Source organism: Nocardia sp. NPDC047648 (assembly GCF_040642815.1).
In the GTDB taxonomy this organism is placed as follows: Bacteria; Actinomycetota; Actinomycetes; order Mycobacteriales; family Mycobacteriaceae; genus Nocardia; species Nocardia gamkensis.
This window is the reverse complement of record NZ_JBEYSX010000010.1, coordinates 91,606-109,909: the sequence shown is the minus strand read 5'-3', so window position 1 is coordinate 109,909 and position 18,304 is coordinate 91,606. Positions and strand designations below refer to the sequence as shown.

General features: G+C 66.5%; 22 protein-coding genes and 1 tRNA gene. 17 read left to right on the top strand and 6 right to left on the bottom strand.

Going from position 1 to position 18,304, the window contains the following annotated elements:
• Positions 1–62 precede the first annotated feature (62 nt).
• The 6 genes from ABZ803_RS21585 to ABZ803_RS21560 all read left to right on the top strand — a co-directional run bounded on the left by ABZ803_RS21585 (position 63) and on the right by ABZ803_RS21560 (position 4,453).
• Positions 63–1,196 carry a VOC family protein gene (locus ABZ803_RS21585; protein ID WP_357041321.1) on the top strand — a complete coding sequence of 378 codons (1,134 nt, stop codon included), beginning with the start codon at positions 63–65 and terminating at the stop codon, positions 1,194–1,196.
• The gene (locus tag ABZ803_RS21580; RefSeq protein WP_357040971.1) at positions 1,193–2,128 is read left to right on the top strand and encodes a fumarylacetoacetate hydrolase family protein; all 936 of its coding nucleotides are present in this window, start codon (positions 1,193–1,195) and stop codon (positions 2,126–2,128) included. Before ABZ803_RS21585 ends, ABZ803_RS21580 begins: the two co-directional genes overlap by 4 nt.
• Positions 2,125–2,343 carry a hypothetical protein gene (locus tag ABZ803_RS21575; RefSeq protein WP_357040967.1) on the top strand — a complete coding sequence of 73 codons (219 nt, stop codon included), beginning with the start codon at positions 2,125–2,127 and terminating at the stop codon, positions 2,341–2,343. The genes ABZ803_RS21580 and ABZ803_RS21575 overlap by 4 nt, the downstream gene beginning before the upstream one ends.
• Complete coding sequence (locus ABZ803_RS21570; RefSeq protein WP_357040965.1) at positions 2,340–2,696, top strand: DoxX family protein; 357 nt, start codon at positions 2,340–2,342, stop codon at positions 2,694–2,696. Before ABZ803_RS21575 ends, ABZ803_RS21570 begins: the two co-directional genes overlap by 4 nt.
• On the top strand, positions 2,693–4,270 hold the full coding sequence (locus ABZ803_RS21565) for a bifunctional 3-(3-hydroxy-phenyl)propionate/3-hydroxycinnamic acid hydroxylase (RefSeq protein ID WP_357040962.1): 1,578 nt from the start codon (positions 2,693–2,695) through the stop codon (positions 4,268–4,270). The genes ABZ803_RS21570 and ABZ803_RS21565 overlap by 4 nt, the downstream gene beginning before the upstream one ends.
• A gap of 110 nt (positions 4,271–4,380) precedes the next feature.
• Positions 4,381–4,453: transfer RNA gene (locus ABZ803_RS21560), tRNA-Ala, on the top strand.
• Positions 4,454–4,465: 12 nt separating this feature from the next.
• Here ABZ803_RS21560 and ABZ803_RS21555 read toward each other — a convergent pair.
• Positions 4,466–5,011 (bottom strand): hypothetical protein, encoded by a 546-nt coding sequence (locus tag ABZ803_RS21555; protein ID WP_357040959.1) that lies wholly within the window; start codon positions 5,009–5,011, stop codon positions 4,466–4,468.
• On the opposite strand from ABZ803_RS21555, the gene ABZ803_RS21550 reads away from it, so the two are divergent.
• Positions 5,006–5,374: a hypothetical protein gene (locus tag ABZ803_RS21550; protein ID WP_357040956.1), complete on the top strand. Its 369-nt coding sequence runs from the start codon at positions 5,006–5,008 to the stop codon at positions 5,372–5,374. The two genes, ABZ803_RS21555 and ABZ803_RS21550, sit on opposite strands and share 6 nt — an antisense overlap.
• Before the next feature lie 12 nt (positions 5,375–5,386).
• Here ABZ803_RS21550 and ABZ803_RS21545 read toward each other — a convergent pair whose 3' ends face one another.
• Positions 5,387–5,899, bottom strand: coding sequence for a type VII secretion system-associated protein (locus ABZ803_RS21545; RefSeq protein ID WP_357040953.1), 513 nt, complete (start codon positions 5,897–5,899; stop codon positions 5,387–5,389).
• A gap of 254 nt (positions 5,900–6,153) precedes the next feature.
• Between ABZ803_RS21545 and ABZ803_RS21540 the strand changes: the two genes are divergently transcribed.
• From ABZ803_RS21540 to ABZ803_RS21530, 3 genes are all read left to right on the top strand, one after another.
• Positions 6,154–6,999, top strand: a complete 846-nt coding sequence (locus ABZ803_RS21540; protein WP_357040950.1) for a ParA family protein — start codon at positions 6,154–6,156, stop codon at positions 6,997–6,999.
• Positions 6,999–7,790, top strand: coding sequence for a hypothetical protein (locus ABZ803_RS21535; RefSeq protein ID WP_357040947.1), 792 nt, complete (start codon positions 6,999–7,001; stop codon positions 7,788–7,790). Before ABZ803_RS21540 ends, ABZ803_RS21535 begins: the two co-directional genes overlap by 1 nt.
• A gap of 686 nt (positions 7,791–8,476) precedes the next feature.
• Positions 8,477–8,965 carry a C40 family peptidase gene (locus ABZ803_RS21530; RefSeq protein ID WP_245659746.1) on the top strand — a complete coding sequence of 163 codons (489 nt, stop codon included), beginning with the start codon at positions 8,477–8,479 and terminating at the stop codon, positions 8,963–8,965.
• A 79-nt stretch (positions 8,966–9,044) separates the two neighbouring features.
• Here ABZ803_RS21530 and ABZ803_RS21525 read toward each other — a convergent pair whose 3' ends face one another.
• The gene (locus tag ABZ803_RS21525; protein ID WP_245659738.1) at positions 9,045–9,749 is read right to left on the bottom strand and encodes a YoaK family protein; all 705 of its coding nucleotides are present in this window, start codon (positions 9,747–9,749) and stop codon (positions 9,045–9,047) included.
• 205 nt (positions 9,750–9,954) lie between these two features.
• On the opposite strand from ABZ803_RS21525, the gene ABZ803_RS21520 reads away from it, so the two are divergent.
• From ABZ803_RS21520 to ABZ803_RS21500, 5 genes are all read left to right on the top strand, one after another.
• Positions 9,955–10,881 carry an acyl-CoA dehydrogenase family protein gene (locus ABZ803_RS21520; RefSeq protein ID WP_357040944.1) on the top strand — a complete coding sequence of 309 codons (927 nt, stop codon included), beginning with the start codon at positions 9,955–9,957 and terminating at the stop codon, positions 10,879–10,881.
• A gap of 833 nt (positions 10,882–11,714) precedes the next feature.
• Positions 11,715–12,716 carry an ATP-binding cassette domain-containing protein gene (locus ABZ803_RS21515; RefSeq protein ID WP_357040941.1) on the top strand — a complete coding sequence of 334 codons (1,002 nt, stop codon included), beginning with the start codon at positions 11,715–11,717 and terminating at the stop codon, positions 12,714–12,716.
• Entirely contained in the window at positions 12,713–13,561 is an 849-nt protein-coding gene (locus tag ABZ803_RS21510) for an ABC transporter permease (RefSeq protein ID WP_357040938.1), read from the top strand. Before ABZ803_RS21515 ends, ABZ803_RS21510 begins: the two co-directional genes overlap by 4 nt.
• A 334-nt stretch (positions 13,562–13,895) precedes the next feature.
• Entirely contained in the window at positions 13,896–14,423 is a 528-nt protein-coding gene (locus ABZ803_RS21505; protein WP_357040935.1) for a peptidylprolyl isomerase, read from the top strand.
• A 4-nt stretch (positions 14,424–14,427) separates the two neighbouring features.
• Positions 14,428–15,300: a rhomboid family intramembrane serine protease gene (locus ABZ803_RS21500; protein ID WP_357040933.1), complete on the top strand. Its 873-nt coding sequence runs from the start codon at positions 14,428–14,430 to the stop codon at positions 15,298–15,300.
• Between the two features lie 53 nt (positions 15,301–15,353).
• Here ABZ803_RS21500 and ABZ803_RS21495 read toward each other — a convergent pair whose 3' ends face one another.
• Together ABZ803_RS21495 and crgA are read right to left on the bottom strand one after the other, a co-directional pair.
• Positions 15,354–15,839, bottom strand: coding sequence for a PH domain-containing protein (locus tag ABZ803_RS21495; protein ID WP_357040930.1), 486 nt, complete (start codon positions 15,837–15,839; stop codon positions 15,354–15,356).
• Positions 15,840–15,928: 89 nt separating this feature from the next.
• Complete coding sequence (gene crgA / locus ABZ803_RS21490) at positions 15,929–16,192, bottom strand: cell division protein CrgA (RefSeq protein ID WP_040871406.1); 264 nt, start codon at positions 16,190–16,192, stop codon at positions 15,929–15,931.
• A gap of 96 nt (positions 16,193–16,288) precedes the next feature.
• On the opposite strand from crgA, the gene ABZ803_RS21485 reads away from it, so the two are divergent.
• Both ABZ803_RS21485 and ABZ803_RS21480 read left to right on the top strand, forming a co-directional pair.
• Positions 16,289–16,933, top strand: coding sequence for an aminodeoxychorismate/anthranilate synthase component II (locus tag ABZ803_RS21485; protein WP_357040927.1), 645 nt, complete (start codon positions 16,289–16,291; stop codon positions 16,931–16,933).
• Positions 16,930–17,610: a dihydrofolate reductase family protein gene (locus ABZ803_RS21480; RefSeq protein WP_357040924.1), complete on the top strand. Its 681-nt coding sequence runs from the start codon at positions 16,930–16,932 to the stop codon at positions 17,608–17,610. The genes ABZ803_RS21485 and ABZ803_RS21480 overlap by 4 nt, the downstream gene beginning before the upstream one ends.
• Positions 17,611–17,876: 266 nt before the next feature.
• On the opposite strand, the gene ABZ803_RS21475 is transcribed toward ABZ803_RS21480, so the two are convergent.
• On the bottom strand, positions 17,877–18,296 hold the full coding sequence (locus ABZ803_RS21475; protein WP_357040921.1) for a CBS domain-containing protein: 420 nt from the start codon (positions 18,294–18,296) through the stop codon (positions 17,877–17,879).
• Positions 18,297–18,304: the final 8 nt, after the last annotated feature.

Genomic DNA, 18,304 nt, shown 5'->3' with positions numbered 1-18,304 from the left:
ATCCTTGACTGAAAATCACGTCGTATGTGACGATATCGTCAGCTAAAGAAAGGGAGTGGTCGCTGATGGACCATCACGACCCACACGCCGGATTGCACAGCGAGAACGGCGCGGTACCGGGCGAACATCCGGGGCGGGCGCGCGAACCGATCGTGAAAGTGCACGATCTGGCGTGGCTCGAATTCGAGAAGCCGGACTTGGAGCGCGCCGAGGTCTTCGCGCACGCGTTCGGTTTCGCCACCTCGTTCCGCACAGGGGATGAGCTGTACTTACGCGGCGCGGACCCGCAGGCACCGTGCGTGCTGATCCGCCGAGGCGCGCGCTCGCGGTTCGCCGGCCCGGCCTTTCGTGCGGCGGACACCGCGGACCTGCTCCGATTGGCCGAGGCCACAGGCCGCACGGTGGCGCCCCTGCCCGAGACCCTGGGCGGGTCGACCGTCGAGCTGACCGACCCGAGCGGATTGCGGGTGCGGGTAGTCGCCGACACCGACGAACTCGCCGCTCTGCCCGCCCAGCAGCCGCAAACGTTCAACTTCGGGCACGAAGTGGCGCGGGTCAATCGGACGCAGCGGCCGCCCCGGGTGCCCGCGCGGGTTCAGCGTCTGGGGCATGTGGTGGTGCAGACCACCAGGTATCTCGAAACGCTCGATTGGTACCTGGGGCACTTGGGGCTGATCGTCAGTGACTTCCACTACTACCCGGGGCAGCGTGAGCGCGGCCCGGTGATGAGCTTCATCCGCTGCGATCGCGGCCGGACGCCCACCGACCATCACACGCTGGCACTGGTGCTCGGCCCGTCGAACCGGTACGTGCACTCCGCTTACCAAGTGGCCGATCTGGATGCCATGGCCGCGGGCGGGGAGTACCTGCGTGAGCACGGTTACTACCGGTCGTGGGGGATCGGCAGGCACATCAAGGGCAGCCAGATCTTCGACTACTGGCGCGACCCGGACGGATTCCTCGTCGAGCATTTCAGCGACGGCGACATGTTCGACTGCACGGTGGAACCCGGCTGGGCGCCGTTCACCGCGTCCGGGCTGGCGCAGTGGGGGCCGCCTGCCAGCAAAGACTTCCTCGGCCTCAAACCGAGCCGGGGCAACCTTCGCGAGCTGCGCACGATGGTCGACGCGCTGCGCGAGGACAACGAATTCGATCTCCGTCGCCTGCGCGGCCTGTTGAAAGTAGCCGGTTCATGAGCATTTCCGTTCTCCGCACCGCCGACGCCTGGTGGGTGCTCACACCCGCGGGCGCGGCCGAGGTCGACACCACGGCGACCACCACCGGGCAACTGCTGGCGGATCGGCAAGCCATCCGCGCGGCGTCCACGAGCAGCGAGGTCGTGCCGGTCGAGAGCCTGGCGCCGGTCTCGCCGGTGACCGCGCCGTGCCGGGTGGTCGCCCAGATGACCAACTTCGCCTCGCACGTCCGGGATTCCGGTGGTGATCCGGCGACGGTGCCGCTGACGTTCTTCCGCAAGGCCTCGGGGTCGATCAGCGGCCCGCACGACGACGTGATCCGGCCCGCGCATGTGCGGCTGCTGGATTACGAGGTGGAGATCGGCCTCGTGTTCGGTCGCGACATGCCGGTCGGATCGGAGATCACGAGCGACAACCTGGCCGACTACATCGCCGGTCTCGTGGTCACCAACGACATCTCCGCGCGCGACGTCCAGTTGCCGAAAACCCAGTTCTACGAGGCGAAATCGTATCCGACGTTCACGCCGGTCGGACCTGTGCTCGTGCTGCTGGAAGACGACGAGCTGAAACGGTTCACCGATCTGCGGCTGCGGTTGTGGGTGAACGGCGGCCTGCGTCAGGACATGACCGTCGCCGATATGATCTACCGGCCGTTGGAGACCCTGCGGACATTGACCGGTTTCCAGCGCATGGACGCAGGCGACCTGCTGCTCACCGGAACCCCCATCGGCACGGCGATCAGCGCCCCGCCCAAACCGGTCGAGATCATCGGCTCGCTGCTTCCGCCCGCGGTCAAGTGGAAGATGTTCTTCAAGAATCAGGCCAAGAACCCGAAGTATCTGCACGACGGCGACGTCGTCGAGGCCGCGATAGCCACCGACGACGGCACGATCGACCTCGGCCGCCAGCGCACCACGGTGAGGTACCGGTGACCGAGGACATGCGGTGGTCGCCGCGCGCCGACGCAACCCGCCGGGATCTTCTCGACGCCCTCGACGAGACGGCCGGAGTGCGGAGTATCGCGGTCACGGTCGACGACGGCGCGAAAGTCGCCGATGTCGAGTTGGACCACACCGGCGACGAAAGCCTTGTCGCGGTGATTCCGGATCGGTACGCGCTCGCGTGGAAGCGCGGGGTGCTCCGATGAGCGTCGCATCGGTCCTGCTCGCCGCGGTGCTGGCGGTGTTCTTCTCGGCGATCGGTGTGGCGAAGATACTGGCGGTGCCGTCGATGCGGGAACGGGCCACACACACCGGATACTCCGTCGCCGCCTACCGGGGCATCGGCTTCGCGGAGGTCGCGGGCGCCCTCGGGCTCCTGTTCGGCATCGGCTGGTGGCAACTCGGTCTCGCGGCGGGGATCGGCCTGGTGCTGTTGCTGGTCGGCGCCGTCGTCGTCCACGTGCGTATCGGCGACGGCGTCCGCGAGTTCGCCCCGGCGATCGTGGGTTGCCTCGTCGCCGTCGTATATCTCGTGACGCTGCTGGGAGCCGCCGGGTGAACGTTCCGGTCGTGATCGTCGGCGCCGGACCCACCGGCCTCACCGCGGCCCTGCTGCTCGCCCGATACGGTCTCGAGTCGCTGGTCCTGGAACGGTGGGAGGGCATCTATCCGCAACCGCGCGCGGTGCACTTGGACGGTGAAATCCGCAGGCTCCTGGGAAGGTTGGGTGTCGGGGACGAATTCGACGCCATCTCCCGCCCTGCGCTCGGCCTGCGTCTGCTCGACCGGGATCTCCGGGTGCTGGCCGAATTCCACCGCGATCCGGCCGGCGGCCGCAACGGGTACCCGGACGCGAACATGTTCGACCAACCGGAGCTGGAGGCGATTCTGCGTACCGCGGCGCAGCGCCATAGGAGAGTGACGGTTCGGGGTGATGCCGAAGTCACCGCGGTGACCCAGGAGATCCGCGGCGCCCGGGTCGACTTCACCGACCGGACCACCGGCGCGGCGGAGGCGGTCCATGCGCGGTACGTCCTGGGTTGCGACGGAGCGAACAGCCTGGTTCGCGCGTCGATCGGCGCCGAGATGCGTGAGCTGAACTTCGAGCAACGGTGGCTGGTCGTCGACGTGGCCACCGGGGCCGACCTCGGGGCGTGGGAAGGCGTGCATCAGGTCTGCGATCCCTTCCGCGCCGCGACCTACATGCGCATCGGAACGACACGGTATCGATGGGAGTTCCGTCTCCGTCCCGGTGAGGCAGCGGCCGACTACGAGGAAATCGGCCGGGTTCACGAGCTGATCCGCCCCTGGACCGGCGATATTCCGGTGGAGGACGTCCAGTTGCTCCGGGTAGCCGAGTACACCTTCCGCGCGCAACTCGCCGACCGCTGGCGGGCCGGCCGGGTCTTCCTGCTGGGCGACGCCGCCCATCTCACCCCACCGTTCATCGGCCAGGGCATGGGCGCGGGCCTGCGGGACGCGGCAAACCTCACCTGGAAACTCGCGGGCGTGCTCGCCGGAGACCTGCCCGAGCAGGTGCTGGACTCCTACGAGGTCGAACGAAAACCGCACGCGCGAAACATGATTCGGCTGGCGAAGATCACCGGCATGGCGATGACCGAGGGCGGTGAACTGGGCAACCTGCTGCGCCGTCTCCTCGCTCCGCGCTTGCGTCGCCTACCCGGTTTCCACGCACTGGTCACCAGCGGCGAGACACCGCCGCTACGCCGGTCCGGGCTGGTCGCGCGGCCGGGCCTGGGTGGCGGCCGGGCGGGCCATCTGGTGCCCAACGCGGTGCTGGAGGACGGTCGTCGCTACGACGACGTCATCGGGGGCCGGTACGCGATCGTCACCGCGGTTCAGCCGAGTTCGGCGGACCGCGCACTGGTCGGCGAACGCGGGGGAGTGCTGGTGACGGCAGCCCCGGGGACCGATCTGCGGAGGTGGCTGCGGCGGGCCGGCGCTCGTGCGGTTCTCGTCCGTCCGGACGGCGCCGTGCAGCGCTGCGCCCGGGACCTGCCGGGACTCTGCGCAGCCATGCCTCGATTCGGTTCGGGCGCTCGCGCGGATCGCGTCGACGGCTCGAGCTCTCCTGTGCCCGGTCCCGGCAGCGCAGTAGGGTGGAAACCATGAAACTTCTCCTCACCGCCGGTGTCGCGCTCCTGGTTCTCCTCGGCATCTCCAAGCTGCGCCGGCGCAGCGAAGCGGACATGTGGCACGAGGTGACCACCCGCTGAAACCCGGGGGCCTTAGCTCAATTGGCAGAGCACTGCCTTTGCAAGGCAGGGGTTAGGGGTTCGATTCCCCTAGGCTCCACGAACACGCAGTTCAAAGCTCGTTCCGCACGGTCGGTGGCGGGAGTTGGTCGTCGGACCCCGCGGGGGTGTCGCGAGGGGCTCGATGAACTTCCCACAGGGAGTCGGCTGCATCTCCGACCGAAGAATCCACCTCGACGCCAACACTGGAGACCTCCTCGCGCGAGCGCCATGTCTGGGTCATCACGTCACCTTTCGCGGCGTATACGTCACGATCGATGTTCGTCCGGCTGTGCAGGTGTCCGGACATCGATGCCGCCGCGGAACCGCCGGGTCGAGCCGGGCTGCAGGACAGCAGGACCAACGGCCCCGGTCTCGTGTCCAGCGCTTGCGCCAGATGTTTGTTGGCGGCCAGCAACTCCGCGTAGGTCGCTCCATCGATCTGCACCGGTTTCGATCCCCAACGGCCCGTCTTGATCGAGACATGGAACGTGCGGGCGTCGGCGTGCGCATGGGCGTAGACGGGGTCGGTGTCCGCCCACGGCGCCGGGCGTCGGCGGCCGAAGACCCACTTGGGCTTCTTCGCCTCCGGATCCTCCTTCCAGAAGGCATAGTGCACGTGATCGCTGGACCTGAATTTCGCACGCGCCCATCGCTTCTTGCTTCCGACATCGCCCCTTCTCGAAGGAAACGACACGCCTATGACGTTCCCCCGCGAATCGGTCAGGGGAACGGTGATGACGTCGTCGGCCTGGAAGCGGACGAACTGTCCGGAACGAAGGTCCCCACCGACCATGCGCTGGGCCACAGGTTGTGTGTCCGAATGCCGGAAGGGAAGTGCGCCTTCCGCATCGGCGTGTTCGAGGCGCATAGCCGTCCCCCGCAGATGAGCGCCGGTGGTTGTCAGGCGGCCTGCCATCGCTCGCGCCGCGTTCTCGACAGCTGTATCCAGACGCCCGACCATCCGGGCGAATACCGGTAACACGGGGCGCGCTCACTGATTTCGGCCGGCGCTCCGCAGCACCTCCGCCGCGAGACGGAATGGGGCCGCCCCACCGGGATTGAGCAGGATATCGATTTCCGAGGGAACCACCGAGGGAAGTTCGCTCCCGAGTACCGGCCACCAGCGGTTGGGCTCCACGTCCACCTTCTGTGCTTCCGCGGTGGCTACGAGCACACACCGGACACCGTCCGGCGCGGTGTCCACAATCGGTTTGTCTTCTTCATCGCACACTATCTCGACCACCGAGTTGCGGATCAGAGCCAGCAGTTCCTCGCCGGCCGGATCGCCCGCGGCGATCGAGCGCAGCAGCGCATCGGTGGGGTCGGTCGGTGTCGCTTCGTCACGGGGAAGGTATGCCGGATTCGGTTGAAACGGACCGGCTTTGCCGCCCTCGTCCATCATCCAGCCGCCGATGACGGCTTCTGTGGGCGGTTCGGACCAGGGGCTGGCCCGCTTCCACCCGCGATCGAGTAGCAACAGCCAGTCATCACGCCGGATCGTCACCGGTTGCGGCTCCATCACAAACTGCCCTTCTCGACACGGTCCCTCATCGAACCGCGAGAGTCTTCGCGGTAATCATCGGTCTGGCACAGTCCGAGCTAACCTCGAATATTCCCAACATGGGGAAGTTCTGCTGCGTCCGGTGGTGTCCATCGTGACGTGGAAGGCGCGACGACGTAAGGCGGTTGTCCTGCCGGTCCTCGATTCGGCGACACGACGGATTCGTCGGCCGATCCACCGACGGTTTTTGTGTCCAATTGGACACAGAGCAGTGGCGGCACAGCCGCGACAACAGGGCGCAATCGGACGGTATTCGCCGGTACTGTGCCAGACTGGCCCGGCACAGTAATGCACTCCTCACCCTCGGAGGACCGTCTATGACGAATTCTGTTGCGCCACTCGAATTGCCCGAACCTCTGGTCATCACACTGGGGAATCTCAAGGGCGGTGTCGGTAAAACGACATCAGCGTTCTTCTTGGCGAGCTACTTCGCTTCGGTTCACGAACGTCGGGTGCTGGTGATCGATGCCGACCCGCTCAGCCAAACCGGGTACTCCTGGTACCGGCGCCTGGTCAAAGGGGGCATCGAGGTGCCGTTCGACCTGGTCGCTTTCCCCTCACGGCACGTCAACGACTGCATCACCGACAACGCCGCCGATTTCGACGTCATCATCGTGGATGCCGGGGGTGAGTCGGCCGAGATCTTCAAGGCCGCGATTCCCGAGAGCGATGAACTGTTGCTGCTGACGAGCGTCAGCCCGTCCGAGGTGAAACGAGTCCCGAGCACCTTCAAAGCCGCCGAGGAAGCAGCGGCCGACAGCAACCGGGAAATACGGGTGCGGGTGCTGATGACAAAAGTGCCGGTGATCATGAAGAAAGGCATGAATGTCTCGACCGAATACCGTGCGCAGCGGGGATATCTGGAGAGCGCGGGCTACGACGTCTTCGGTTCCTATTTGAGCGCGTGGAAATGGTATCGAGAAGCGGCCGACGGGGAGGTCGGGGAGGGCGCGGAGAACCCGATCGAGGATCTCGGCGAATACCGGCAGGTGGGCGACGAGCTGGTGAACGCGTACCGGGCGCTATTGGAGGTGCCGGCCTGATGCCCCCACAACGCAGGAAGGGTTCGATCGGCGGCGCCAATCCGCTGTCCGACACCGCGGAGCACACCCCGCCCGTCTCACCGCTGCGCGATGCCGAATGGCGGCGGCCGAAGCCGGCCGTGAGCCCGAATGTCTTGACCATGCCGGTGCCCGACGCGGGTGACGGGCCGCTGAGCGACCGCGAGCGCGCGCAGTTGACGGTGTGCGAATCGTCGATCGACACGCTGCGCATCGCGTTCTGGGCGGCCGGGCGCGCTCTGCAGATCGTGCGCGACGGCCGACTGTACCGGGACAGCCACGAGACGTTCGACGAGTACGTGGAACAGCGGTGGGACATGCAGCGGTCCTACGCCCACAAGCTCATTCGCGCCTGGCCGCTGGCCGCGCGGCTGCATCCGATCGCGCCCGCGATCAACGAGGGGCAGGTGCGTGAACTGCTGCCGGTGGCGGCCGAATACGGCGAAGACGCGGCGGTCACCGTGTACACCACCGTGGCGGCGGGCGCCGACGTGAAGGTCACCGCGGGAAAGCTCCGGCAAGCGGTGGCGCTCCTGCCCGAACGCTATGACGAAGACGTGGTGATCGAGCGTCTTCAGGCGTGGCTGCGCGGTGAACTGGAGGGCAGTGGCAACGACCGCGTGGCCGACATCTTCACCGCCATGGAATCCCGGCTCGCCGCGCTGACCAAGCGCGTCGTCAGAGGGTCCAACGACGACCCGCGCGCGGCCCGCGAGTTCGCGGCGAGGCTCCGGACGATCGCCAGACAGATCGAGGAACAGATCACCGCGTGAACCACGAATGGACGATGCGCCCCGCAGCGGAACCGTTTCCGTGCGGGGCGCAGTGTCTCCGGCTGAATACATTTCGGTGTCGTGGAATTCATATCGCAGAACAAGACGGCGAAACGAGTTATTATTTCGTTACGAAATCAAAGGCGCGTTGTGCTTTACAAGGTGCGATATATGCCGAAAGGTGAACGCTCGGATCGGATCCGCTGGACTGACGAATCACCGTGATGGTTTTCGAATCAATTCGAAGTCTTTGGTGACGTCCCACGCGCCGGGAACCACGGCGTCGTACGGCCCACCGAAGGCAAGCGATATGAGCATCGGAGGACCGCATCATGGCATCATCGACCGACGTCCGATATATCCGCTACCTGCGGCGTGCCGTCTTCTGGGCACTCACCGCGGGAGCGGCCGCCCTGCTGGGCATGTTGTTCAACGCCGCGGAGGCATCGGCTCAGCCGGTGACCATCCCGGGCGTAGGAACATTCGAGGTTTCCGACGAAATACCGCTTCCCGACGCACCGGAAAAGCTGTTCCGGAACAACGCTATCCTCCCGGTCACAGAAGCTCCTGTAACGGTTGGAATCCCGGAAATCGAGGCCGTCGCTACTCCCGTCTCGCACATCGAAATCGCACCGGCCACGCTCGGCCCGGCGGTCGAGTCCCCGGTCTCGGTCGTCGTCCCGGCGATCGAACTGCCGGTGCCGACAATCATTCCGGCGATCGAGATTCCGCTCCTCGGCGCACTCCCGGAGATCGAACTCCCATTCCTCGCCGAGTTCCCGGACATCATGCCGAGGGCACCTACCCCGCCCGCGGCGGTGATACCGCAGAAGAGTGCCGGAGAGATGGCAGTCGACGCGGCACGAACCAAACTCGGCTCCGATTACAGCTATGGCGCGGTCGGCCCCGATTCCTTCGATTGCTCCGGTTTGGTGCAGTGGTCCTACGAGCAGGCCGGCGTGGAGCTGCCGCGCACCAGCTACGACCAGCTCGCCACCGGAACGCCGGTGCCGCTCGACGACCTGCAGCCAGGCGACGTGGTGTCGTTCTACGGCGGAAGCCACTCCGCCCTCTACGCGGGCGACGGCAAAGTCATCCACGCATCGACCTACGGCATCGGGGTGACCACTTCCCCGCTCTCCTCGATGCCGGCGACCGGCGCCCGCCGATTCTGACTTCCTCCGGTGAATCCACACCGGCAGTTCCCGGTCCGGCAGAGACTGCCGTGACGAGCACCGACAGATGCCCGGCGACTCAGTCCGTAAGGGGACCGTGCCGGTCCAGGTGCAGGTAGGTGAATCCGGTGACCAACAGGCACACCACGGTCGCGGTGATCAGCATGGCCCAGCCGGCCACCAGCAGACTCAGCAGTCCGCCGAGCAGCGCGCCGAGCACGAAACCGGTGTAGAGCAGGAAGTATCCGAGCCAGTCGGCGTAGTCGCCGCCGCTGAGATGACGTTCGATACCCTGCCCCATCTTGACCAGAGTCCCGGTGACGTAACTGAGCGGCACCGATACCTCACCGTTCTGCACGAACGAGGTGTTGAGGGCCCCGACGCCGAAAGCGACGAGCATGATCGGTAACAGCCCGATCGGCTCGATTCCCCTCCGATACTCCAGAATGTCGATGACAGATGCGAGCGCCAGGCACACGGTGGTGAGCAGAGTGGCTCCATGTGGGTGCCCCGACCAGTAACGCCTGCGGCACCACGAGGCCACGACGACACCGGCGAGAAATGACAGCAGCAACCCGGTGGCCGCCAACGCCATGTCCGGCTCGTCGTGGAAGTACCCGAGGACGGCCCGTTCGGTATTGCCCGTCATGAACGTGACGAAATAACCGGCCGTATGCATGAATGCCGCGGCGCCGATGAGCCCGGCGAGTGCGGCCAGTACCCAGGACAGTCTGGCCTCGGAGTCGAATAGTGCTCTTCTCCGACTTTCCTCCAGTTCCGGCACAGGTCGAACTCCTTCCGGTGCGACGCGACACCCCAGTGAAGCAGGCAGTTCATCGGATTCGCCGACGCAGCGCCGAGAGACTGCCCGCGGCGGCGAGGAGTTCCCGCGCGGTCACCTGCGCAACCGGCATCGAGCGTCCGGACGCGGCGGCCGGGGTCGGGCTCGGTACGGCCCGGGGGAATCGCTGCTCGGTTACCGTGCTGAGGTGGATACTCTGTTCGACTTCCTGCTGACCGAGCCGGTGGCCGCCGCGCCGCTGGACGATGTCGCCGCCGCGTGGACGCGACATCGCGTGGCCGCGAATCGATTCGACCAGCCGGTGGAGATCGCGATCGCGGGTGGCTTCGGCGCCGACCGGCTCGGGTTCGCCTTCCTGTCCGGCTATCAGGAGGCGTTGCGGACGCTGATTCCGGACCTGCCGGACGACCAGCTGGTCGCGATGTGCGCGACCGAGGAGGGCGGCGGCCACCCCGCCGCGATCCACACCACGCTCACCGAACGGGACGGGGTCTGGCTGGTCGACGGTACGAAGTCGTTCGCGACCATGGGCTCGTTCGCACGACAGTTGGTGGTGATCGCCAGTGTCGGCGCGGCGCCCGACGGACGGAATCGGCTGCGCGCCTGCATGGTCGAGGCGGGCGACGCCGGGGTGTGTCTGGCCGATCGTCCAGCGCTCCCGTTCGCGCCCGAGGTTCCGCACGCTTCGGTCGTGCTGACCGGCGCGCCCGCGCTGGTGCTGCCCGGCGACGGATATCTGGACTACCTCAAGCCGTTCCGGACGATCGAGGACATCCACGTGCTGGCTGCCACGCTGGGCTGGCTGGTACGGGTGGCCCGGGCGTCGGACTGGCCGCGGGCGAGTCGGCAACAGTTGCTGACCGCGGTGGCCGCGGTGCGCGGCCTGGATATCGCCGCGCCGAGTTCCGCGGGCGTGCACATCGCTCTCGGCGGCGTCTTCGAATTGTTCGGTTCGCTGCTTGCCGAACTCGAGCCGCTGTGGCAGTCCGCGGACCCGGTGACGCGACAGCGGTGGGAGCGCGATCGGCCGCTGCTGGCCACCGCGGGGCGGGTGCGCGGGCAACGGCTCACCGCCGCGTGGCGGGCGTTAGCACCGGACGACCAGTCGGAATAGCGCTCGACCTGGCCTGAAATCTGGCCTGAAATGGGGAGCGGGCCTCGGCGAAGGGGGGGAGTTAGCCGAGGCCCGCGTAGGGTCGGCCCGGGGGGGAGGGGCCGACGTGAACGATGCTACTCGATGATGTGCGATTGTGTGTGCGCGGGGACGGCCGCGTTCCAAGTTTTTTCGGGTTGGCTCACCTTCCGGACGACCTCTGACGGACCTTGCCGCGCGACCGGCCGACCCTCTCGCTCCGGACTGTTGTCCTATAGTTTGCCAAAACCCTTGGCGAGCAACCTATTCCGAGTCATTTCGTGGTGATGACCTGCTACGGCACCGAGCGGCACAGAACATGCCGACCAGTCGCCGCGCCACGAAATCGATGGAAACTCCGGCGTGTCGACAACGCCGGGTGTGGCGCCGCGCCGCGTGCGTGACGCCCGAACTTGTCGTACCCCGATGCGAACATGTGTTCGTGTTCATCGACTCGATGGTTCCCGCCGATCGCACCCGCTCGTCGCGATGGCAAGCGCTCGAACGTCCCCCATTCGAGTACGGGTCTTCATCGATTCGGGTAGTCCGCTACGCGCGCTCCGATGCCCGAGCACGCGGGACCATCGAACCGGTCGCATTCCGATCCGGTACCCCCGAGCACCGACTGGATCGGAATGCGGCCTTCTTCCGTGCCCGGGTAGTTCGCGGGGCCGCTCACCCGGAACAAATCGGATGAAATTGTCGGCGGGCGGGACAATACTGACTCCGGTATCGGCCGGTCACCCGATCCAGCGAGTCGTCGGGCGCCTGGCGTCGCACTGCATCACATCGAACTCATCAACCCCAGGAGAATCATGCCCGACGCAATAGTCGCCGAGGGTCTGGTCAAACGATACGGCCAATTGGTGGCCCTCGACGGCCTCGACCTGAGCGTCCCCGAAGGGACCGTCACCGCACTGCTCGGACCCAACGGCGCAGGTAAGACCACCACCGTCCGGGTGTTCACCACCCTGTTGGTGCCGGATGCCGGACGCGCCACGGTCGCGGGAATCGATGTGCTGCGCGAGCCGCAGGCGCTGCGTTCCCGCATCGGGGCGTCGGGGCAATACGCCGCGGTCGACGAATACCTCACCGGTTTCGAGAATTTGGAAATGGTGGGACGTCTTTATCACATGGGCGTACAGCGAAGTAAGGAACGAGCGCGCGAATTGCTGGAACGATTCCGGCTCACCGACGCCGCGGACCGGCCGGTCAAGGGCTACTCCGGCGGTATGCGCCGTCGTCTCGACCTGGCGGGCGCGCTGGTCGCGAATCCACCCGTCCTGTTTCTGGACGAGCCGACCACCGGGCTGGATCCCCGCGCCCGTCTGGATCTCTGGGACGTCATCGAGGAATTGGTCGCAGGCGGGACCACGTTGCTGCTCACCACGCAGTACATGGAAGAGGCGGATCGGCTCGCCGATTCGATCGCGGTGATCGACCACGGCAAGGTGATCGCGAAGGGGACCGCGGACGAACTCAAGACCATGGTCGGCGGCGACCGGATCGAGCTGACCGTCGACCGTGTCGACAATCTCGCGACGGCCGAGACCGCGCTGAAAAGCCTGGCCGACGGCGAGATCCACCTCGAACCGGGGTTGCGCAGGATCACCGTCCCGGTCGCCGACGGATCGCAGGCTCTGGTTGAGGCGGTCGGGCGGCTGGCCGAGCACAACGTACAGATCCACGATGTCGGTCTGCGCCGTCCGTCCCTTGACGACGTCTTCCTCACCCTGACCGGCCACGAAGCGGAGACGAGCGCCGGCGGTGACGCGGCGAACGACCAGCTGGAAGCTACGGAAGGAACGATCCGATGACCGCGACAGCCCCCGCCCTGACACGGCCCTCGCTGGGCGAGCGACTGTCCATCGTGGTCAGCGACAGTGTGACGATCGCGAAACGCAATGTCATCAAGATCAAGCGGGTACCCGACGTCCTGATCTTCTCCACACTCTCGCCGATCATGTTCGTGCTGCTGTTCGCCTACGTCTTCGGCGCGGCCATCGATGTGCCCGGGCTGTCCGGCGGATATCGCGAGTTCCTCATCGCGGGCATCTTCGCGCAGACCGTGGTGTTCGGCGCGACCTTCACCGGTGCGGGACTGGCCGAGGACATGCAGAAGGGCATCATCGACCGATTCCGCTCGCTGCCGATGGCTTCGTCGGCGGTGCTGGTCGGCCGCACGATCAGCGATGTGGTGATCAACGTGGTCAGCCTGACGGTGATGTCGCTGACCGGTCTGGTCGTCGGCTGGCGGATTCGAGGTTCGTTCCTGGACGCGGTGCTGGCCTACATCCTGCTGCTGCTGTTCGCCTACGCGGTGTCCTGGATCATGGCCGTGGTGGGCCTGTTGGTGCGGGCCCCGGAGGTGTTCAACAACGCCAGTTTCATGGTGATCTTCCCGCTCACGTTCATCGCCAACACGTTCGTCCCCAGCGACAAGTTGCCCACCGCCCTGCGGGTGATAGCGGAATGGAACCCGGTATCCGCGCTGACCCAGGCGACGCGCGACCTGTTCGGCAACACCAGTCCGCTCGCACCGACGTCGGACTCCTGGCCGCTGCGGCACCCGGTGATCACCTCCCTGGTGTGGGTGGTGGTGATCATGGCCGTGTTCGTACCGCTGGCTCTGCGTCAGTACAAGAAGACGGTCAGTCGCTGACCGGCGATTCCCGGATCAGCGATCGTGTTCCGCGCCGGCTTCCGCCAAGGGTGCCGGCGCGGAGCCATTACGGGAGTACCCGATGCGTGGGGGAGCGGGGGCGGGCTCCGGCTGCTGCGGCCGCCGGCTACGGACCAGATAGGCCACGCCGCCCGCCAGCGCGACTGCCGCCGCGAGGAGGAGCCGGTTACGTGAACGCGAAGAGACATGCAAGCGCCCCGAGGTCATTGCACCACTCTAGGCACAGCCCGCCGATTCGCGCAGGAGGCCCAGCTCACAGCACGGTCCGGCCCAGTTCCGCGGCTGGATCGCCAACCGTGGCACGATGGGCGTCGTGACCTCACCGAATCAGACATCCGTGGCAACGCTGCACACGAATCACGGCGATATCAAGCTCGCGCTCTTCGGTAACCACGCACCCAAGACGGTGCGCAATTTCCTAGGTCTCGCCGACGGTTCGGCGCCGTACACCACCGCGAACGCCAGCGGGGGCAACACCGGCCCGTTCTATGACGGCGCTCTGTTCCATCGCGTGATGGCCGGATTCATGATCCAGGGTGGCGATCCCACCGGTACCGGTCGCGGCGGCCCGGGTTACGAGTTCGGCGACGAGTTCCACCCGGAGCTGCGGTTCGACCGGGGCTACTTGCTGGCGATGGCCAACGCGGGGCCGGGTACCAACGGCTCGCAGTTCTTCATCACCGTTGGCCCGCAGCCGCATCTCAACCGCAAGCACACGATCTTCGGTGAAGTAGTGGATCCGGATTCCCGGAAGGTCGTCGACTCGATCGCGACCACCGGGACCGATCGCAACGACCGGCCGCTGGAACCCGTCGTCATCACCAAGATCACGATCGAATGAGACTATGAATCCCCAGCCGCCCGCACCCACGTGCGTCCGCCATCCGAATCGCCCGACCGGCCTGGCCTGCACGCGGTGCGGGCGGCCGTCCTGTGCGGAATGCCTGCGTCCCGCGGCCGTCGGCCAACACTGTGTCGACTGTCTGCGCACGGATCAGCGCGGTGTCGCTCCGGTGCGGACGGTCTCGGGCGCGGCAGCGGCCCGCAGGTCCGCGCCGTATGTGACCTATGCGTTGATCGCGATCAACGTGGTGATCTACGCGATCACCGCGGCCCAGTCGAAGAACTTGATGGACAACCAGCTGGGCTCCGCGCTGTTCCTGGACTGGGTGCTGTGGGCACCGGCCGTCGCGGACGGCGAATGGTGGCGGGTGCTCGGTTCCGGGTTCCTGCACTACGGCCCGATCCACCTGGCGCTCAACATGTTCGCCCTGTACGTGGTGGGCCGCGATGCCGAACTGGTGCTGGGACGATTGCGCTATCTCGCGGTGTACTCGGTTTCGCTGCTCGGCGGGTCCGCCGGGGTCATGCTGTTCTCGCAGAACAGCCTTACGGCGGGTGCGTCCGGCGCGGTGTACGGCTTGTTCGGTGCGATCACGATCATCCTGCTCCGGTTGCGGCAGAACCCGAATCAGATGCTCATCATCATCGGCATCAACGTGTTCATCAGTTTGTCGCTGCCCGGCATCTCACTCTGGGGCCATCTCGGCGGTCTGGCCGCGGGCACGCTCGCGACCCTCGGCATCCTGTTCCTGCCCGCGTGGCTGCGAGTGAAAACTCCGCAAGCGGCACGGGTGGTCGGCTGGGCAGCGTTGGCGCTCGTCGCCGTCGCGGCGCTGACAACAGTGGTAGTGAGCGCGATCACTTCCACTGCGTGACACGCGGATTCGCTTCACGTGAAACATTCGCGTCCGTGTGGGACGAATGCGCGTCAGCGAGTCTTGTCCTCGGTGAGCCGCAGTGCTCCTACCAGGTCTTGGTAGACGAGTTCAGGGTTGGCGCCCAGATCCCAGCGGCCGAAGATCAGGAGCCGCTCGGTGCCGTCGTGCTGGACGTCGAGTTCCAACATCGGCATCTTGCGCCCGAGGCGTCGGTAACTCACCACGCGGGCGCGAATGATCTGCTCAGGGGCGTATTCGTCCGCCCCCGTCAGCGTGCGGACGACCATGCGCGGGTGCGCGCCGGTTATCACCGACAGTCGCGGGCGTTGCCGGAACCCGAGCCCGGCAAGGGCGAGCAGTCCGACGGCGGCGAGCCCCACGAGCAGGCGGCTGGCCGCTTCGGAGGTGACCACCGCGGCGACGGCCAGCGCGACGCCGCCCACGGTGACCGCGACGAGCGCGGGTGTCGGCGTGGTCCAGGCCAGGCGCGGCTCTTCGCGGTCCCGCGGGCCGGGGACCGGGAGCTCCGGACTCACAGCACTCCCCAATCGCTCCTCGAGTTGTCCACAGGCTCATCCACAGGTGTGCATGAATGACACGTCTGTAATCCGGGTCGGCGTGGGGCTCAACGCCAGCGCATCGTCATGATCAGCCCGACCACCATCAGGCCGAAGCCGATCAGGAAGTTCCAGGCGTTGAGGTCGTTCATCCAGCTGATCTGCTCGGCCGCCAGGTAGTAGACGAGCAGCCACACCAGCCCGGCGAGCATGAACCCGAGCATGATGGCGACATACCAGACCGGAGACGGCCCCGCCTTCACCTTCACCGGCGTCCGGCTGGCGGGGTTGATCGTATAGTCGGTCTTCTTACGGACCTTCGACTTGGGCATGACGTCCTCGTATTCGGCTGCAGGTCGTGGTCTCTAGGCTATCCCAACAGGTAATGGATGCGACGCGGTGCCGGGCGGGGACGTAATCTCGATGTCATGCGTGTTCTGGTCGTCGACAATTACGACAGCTTCGTCTTCAACCTGGTGCAGTACCTCGGGCAACTCGGTGTCGACGCTGTCGTCTGGCGCAACGACGACCCGAATCTGGCCGACGTAGGCGCGGTCGTAGGCGATTTCGACGGCATTTTGATCAGTCCCGGCCCCGGCACCCCCGACCGTGCGGGCGCCAGCATTCCGCTGGTGCGTGCCTGCGCGGAGCGGAGTGTTCCGCTGCTCGGCGTGTGCCTCGGCCACCAGGCGATCGGCGAGGCGTTCGGCGCCACCGTAACCAGGGCCCCGGAGCTGCTGCACGGGAAGACGAGCGAGGTCTTCCATATCGGCGCGGGTGTGCTGGCCGGTCTGCCCGACCCGTTCACCGCCACGCGCTACCACTCGCTCACCGTCGTCGAAGACACTCTGCCCGAGGAGATCGAGGTGCTCGGACGCACCGAGAGCGGAATCGTGATGGCCATGCGTCATCGCACCTTGCCCATCCACGGTGTGCAATTCCACCCGGAATCGGTGCTCACCCAGGGTGGGCACCGGATGCTGGCCAACTGGCTCGGCGTGTGCGGGGAACGCCCCGCCGAGGGGTTGGTGCAGACGCTGGAGGCGGAGGTCGCCGCACTGGTGCTGCAGTGACCCGTCCGCATGTGCTGCTGTCGGTCGCGGCGAGCATCGACGGGTACATCGACGACGCGAGCCCGCAGCGGCTGCGCTTGTCCGACGCGGCGGATTTCGACCGGGTGGATCAGGTCCGCGCGGACTCCGACGCCATCCTGGTCGGCGCGCAGACCCTGCGCAGCGACAACCCGCGGTTGCTGGTCGACAGCGCCGAACGCAGGGCCGCGCGCGTCGCGGCGGGCAAACCGGAATTTCCGCTGAAGGTGACCGTATCGGCGAGCGGCGACTTGGCTCCGGAGCTGCGGTTCTGGCACTACGGCGGCGACAAGCTCGTGTACTGCACCGCGGCGGCAGCGCCGGAACTCACCGCCCGTCTGGCCGGATTGGCCGAGGTCGTGGATCTCGGGACCGAGTTCGATTTCGGTGCACTGCTGGACGATCTGGGCCGGCGGGGTGTCGACCGGCTCATGGTGGAGGGCGGCACCCGCATCCACACCGCGTTCCTCGCCGCCGATCTGGCCGACGAACTGCATCTGGCGATCGCCCCGATCCTGGTGGGAGACAGCGCGGCGCCGCGCTTTCTCGACCCGGCCGACTTTCCGGGCGCGCCGCACCGCCGGATGCGCCTTACCGGCGTGACGCAAGTCGGGGATGTCGCGGTGTTGCGTTATCTACCGAAGGCCGGGCCCGCCTGACACCGGTGCGATCCCTCGGCGTCGAGGGCGCGCGGAACAGCTCGGCGCAGCCTGGCGTGACGCCGCGAGCCGTCGAGGACGAGCGAACCGCGGACGGCCATCGGCCGTCCGCGGCCCGAACTCACCCGGCACCTGGCGCCGGTTGCCGGCACCGGCCGGATGGGCCGGTGCTCCCCTGAGTCGCCGAGCGGAAGCCCGGCCGGAGAGGCCGAAGTACCTTGTGCGGAAGGCGTTGTCGGGTACGTTCCTCCGCGCCGGTCCGAAACCTAGGGACGCCCGTAGACGGCGGTGACGAACTCGCCGAGCTGGTTGTCGTCCAGATGCCGGGCCAGGTCCGCCTCGCTGATCATGCCGACCAACCGCTTGTCCTCGATGACCGGCATGCGCTTGACCCGGTTGCTTTCCATCTCGTCGAGGACTTCCTCGATGTCGGCGTTGGCGTCGACCCACCGGGGCGTCGATTCACACAGTTCATCCACCCGGCAATTCGACGGATTCTTGCCCTGGGCGATGCACTTCACCACGATGTCGCGGTCGGTGACGATGCCGCACATCCGCTCGTTCTGGTCTGAAACGATCAGGGACCCGACATTGAGTTCGGCCATTGTTCGCGCGGCCTGCTCGATCGTCGTGTCCTTCGAAATCCACTGGACGCCCGGTTTCATGATGTCCCTGGCAGTGGTCATGAGCTACC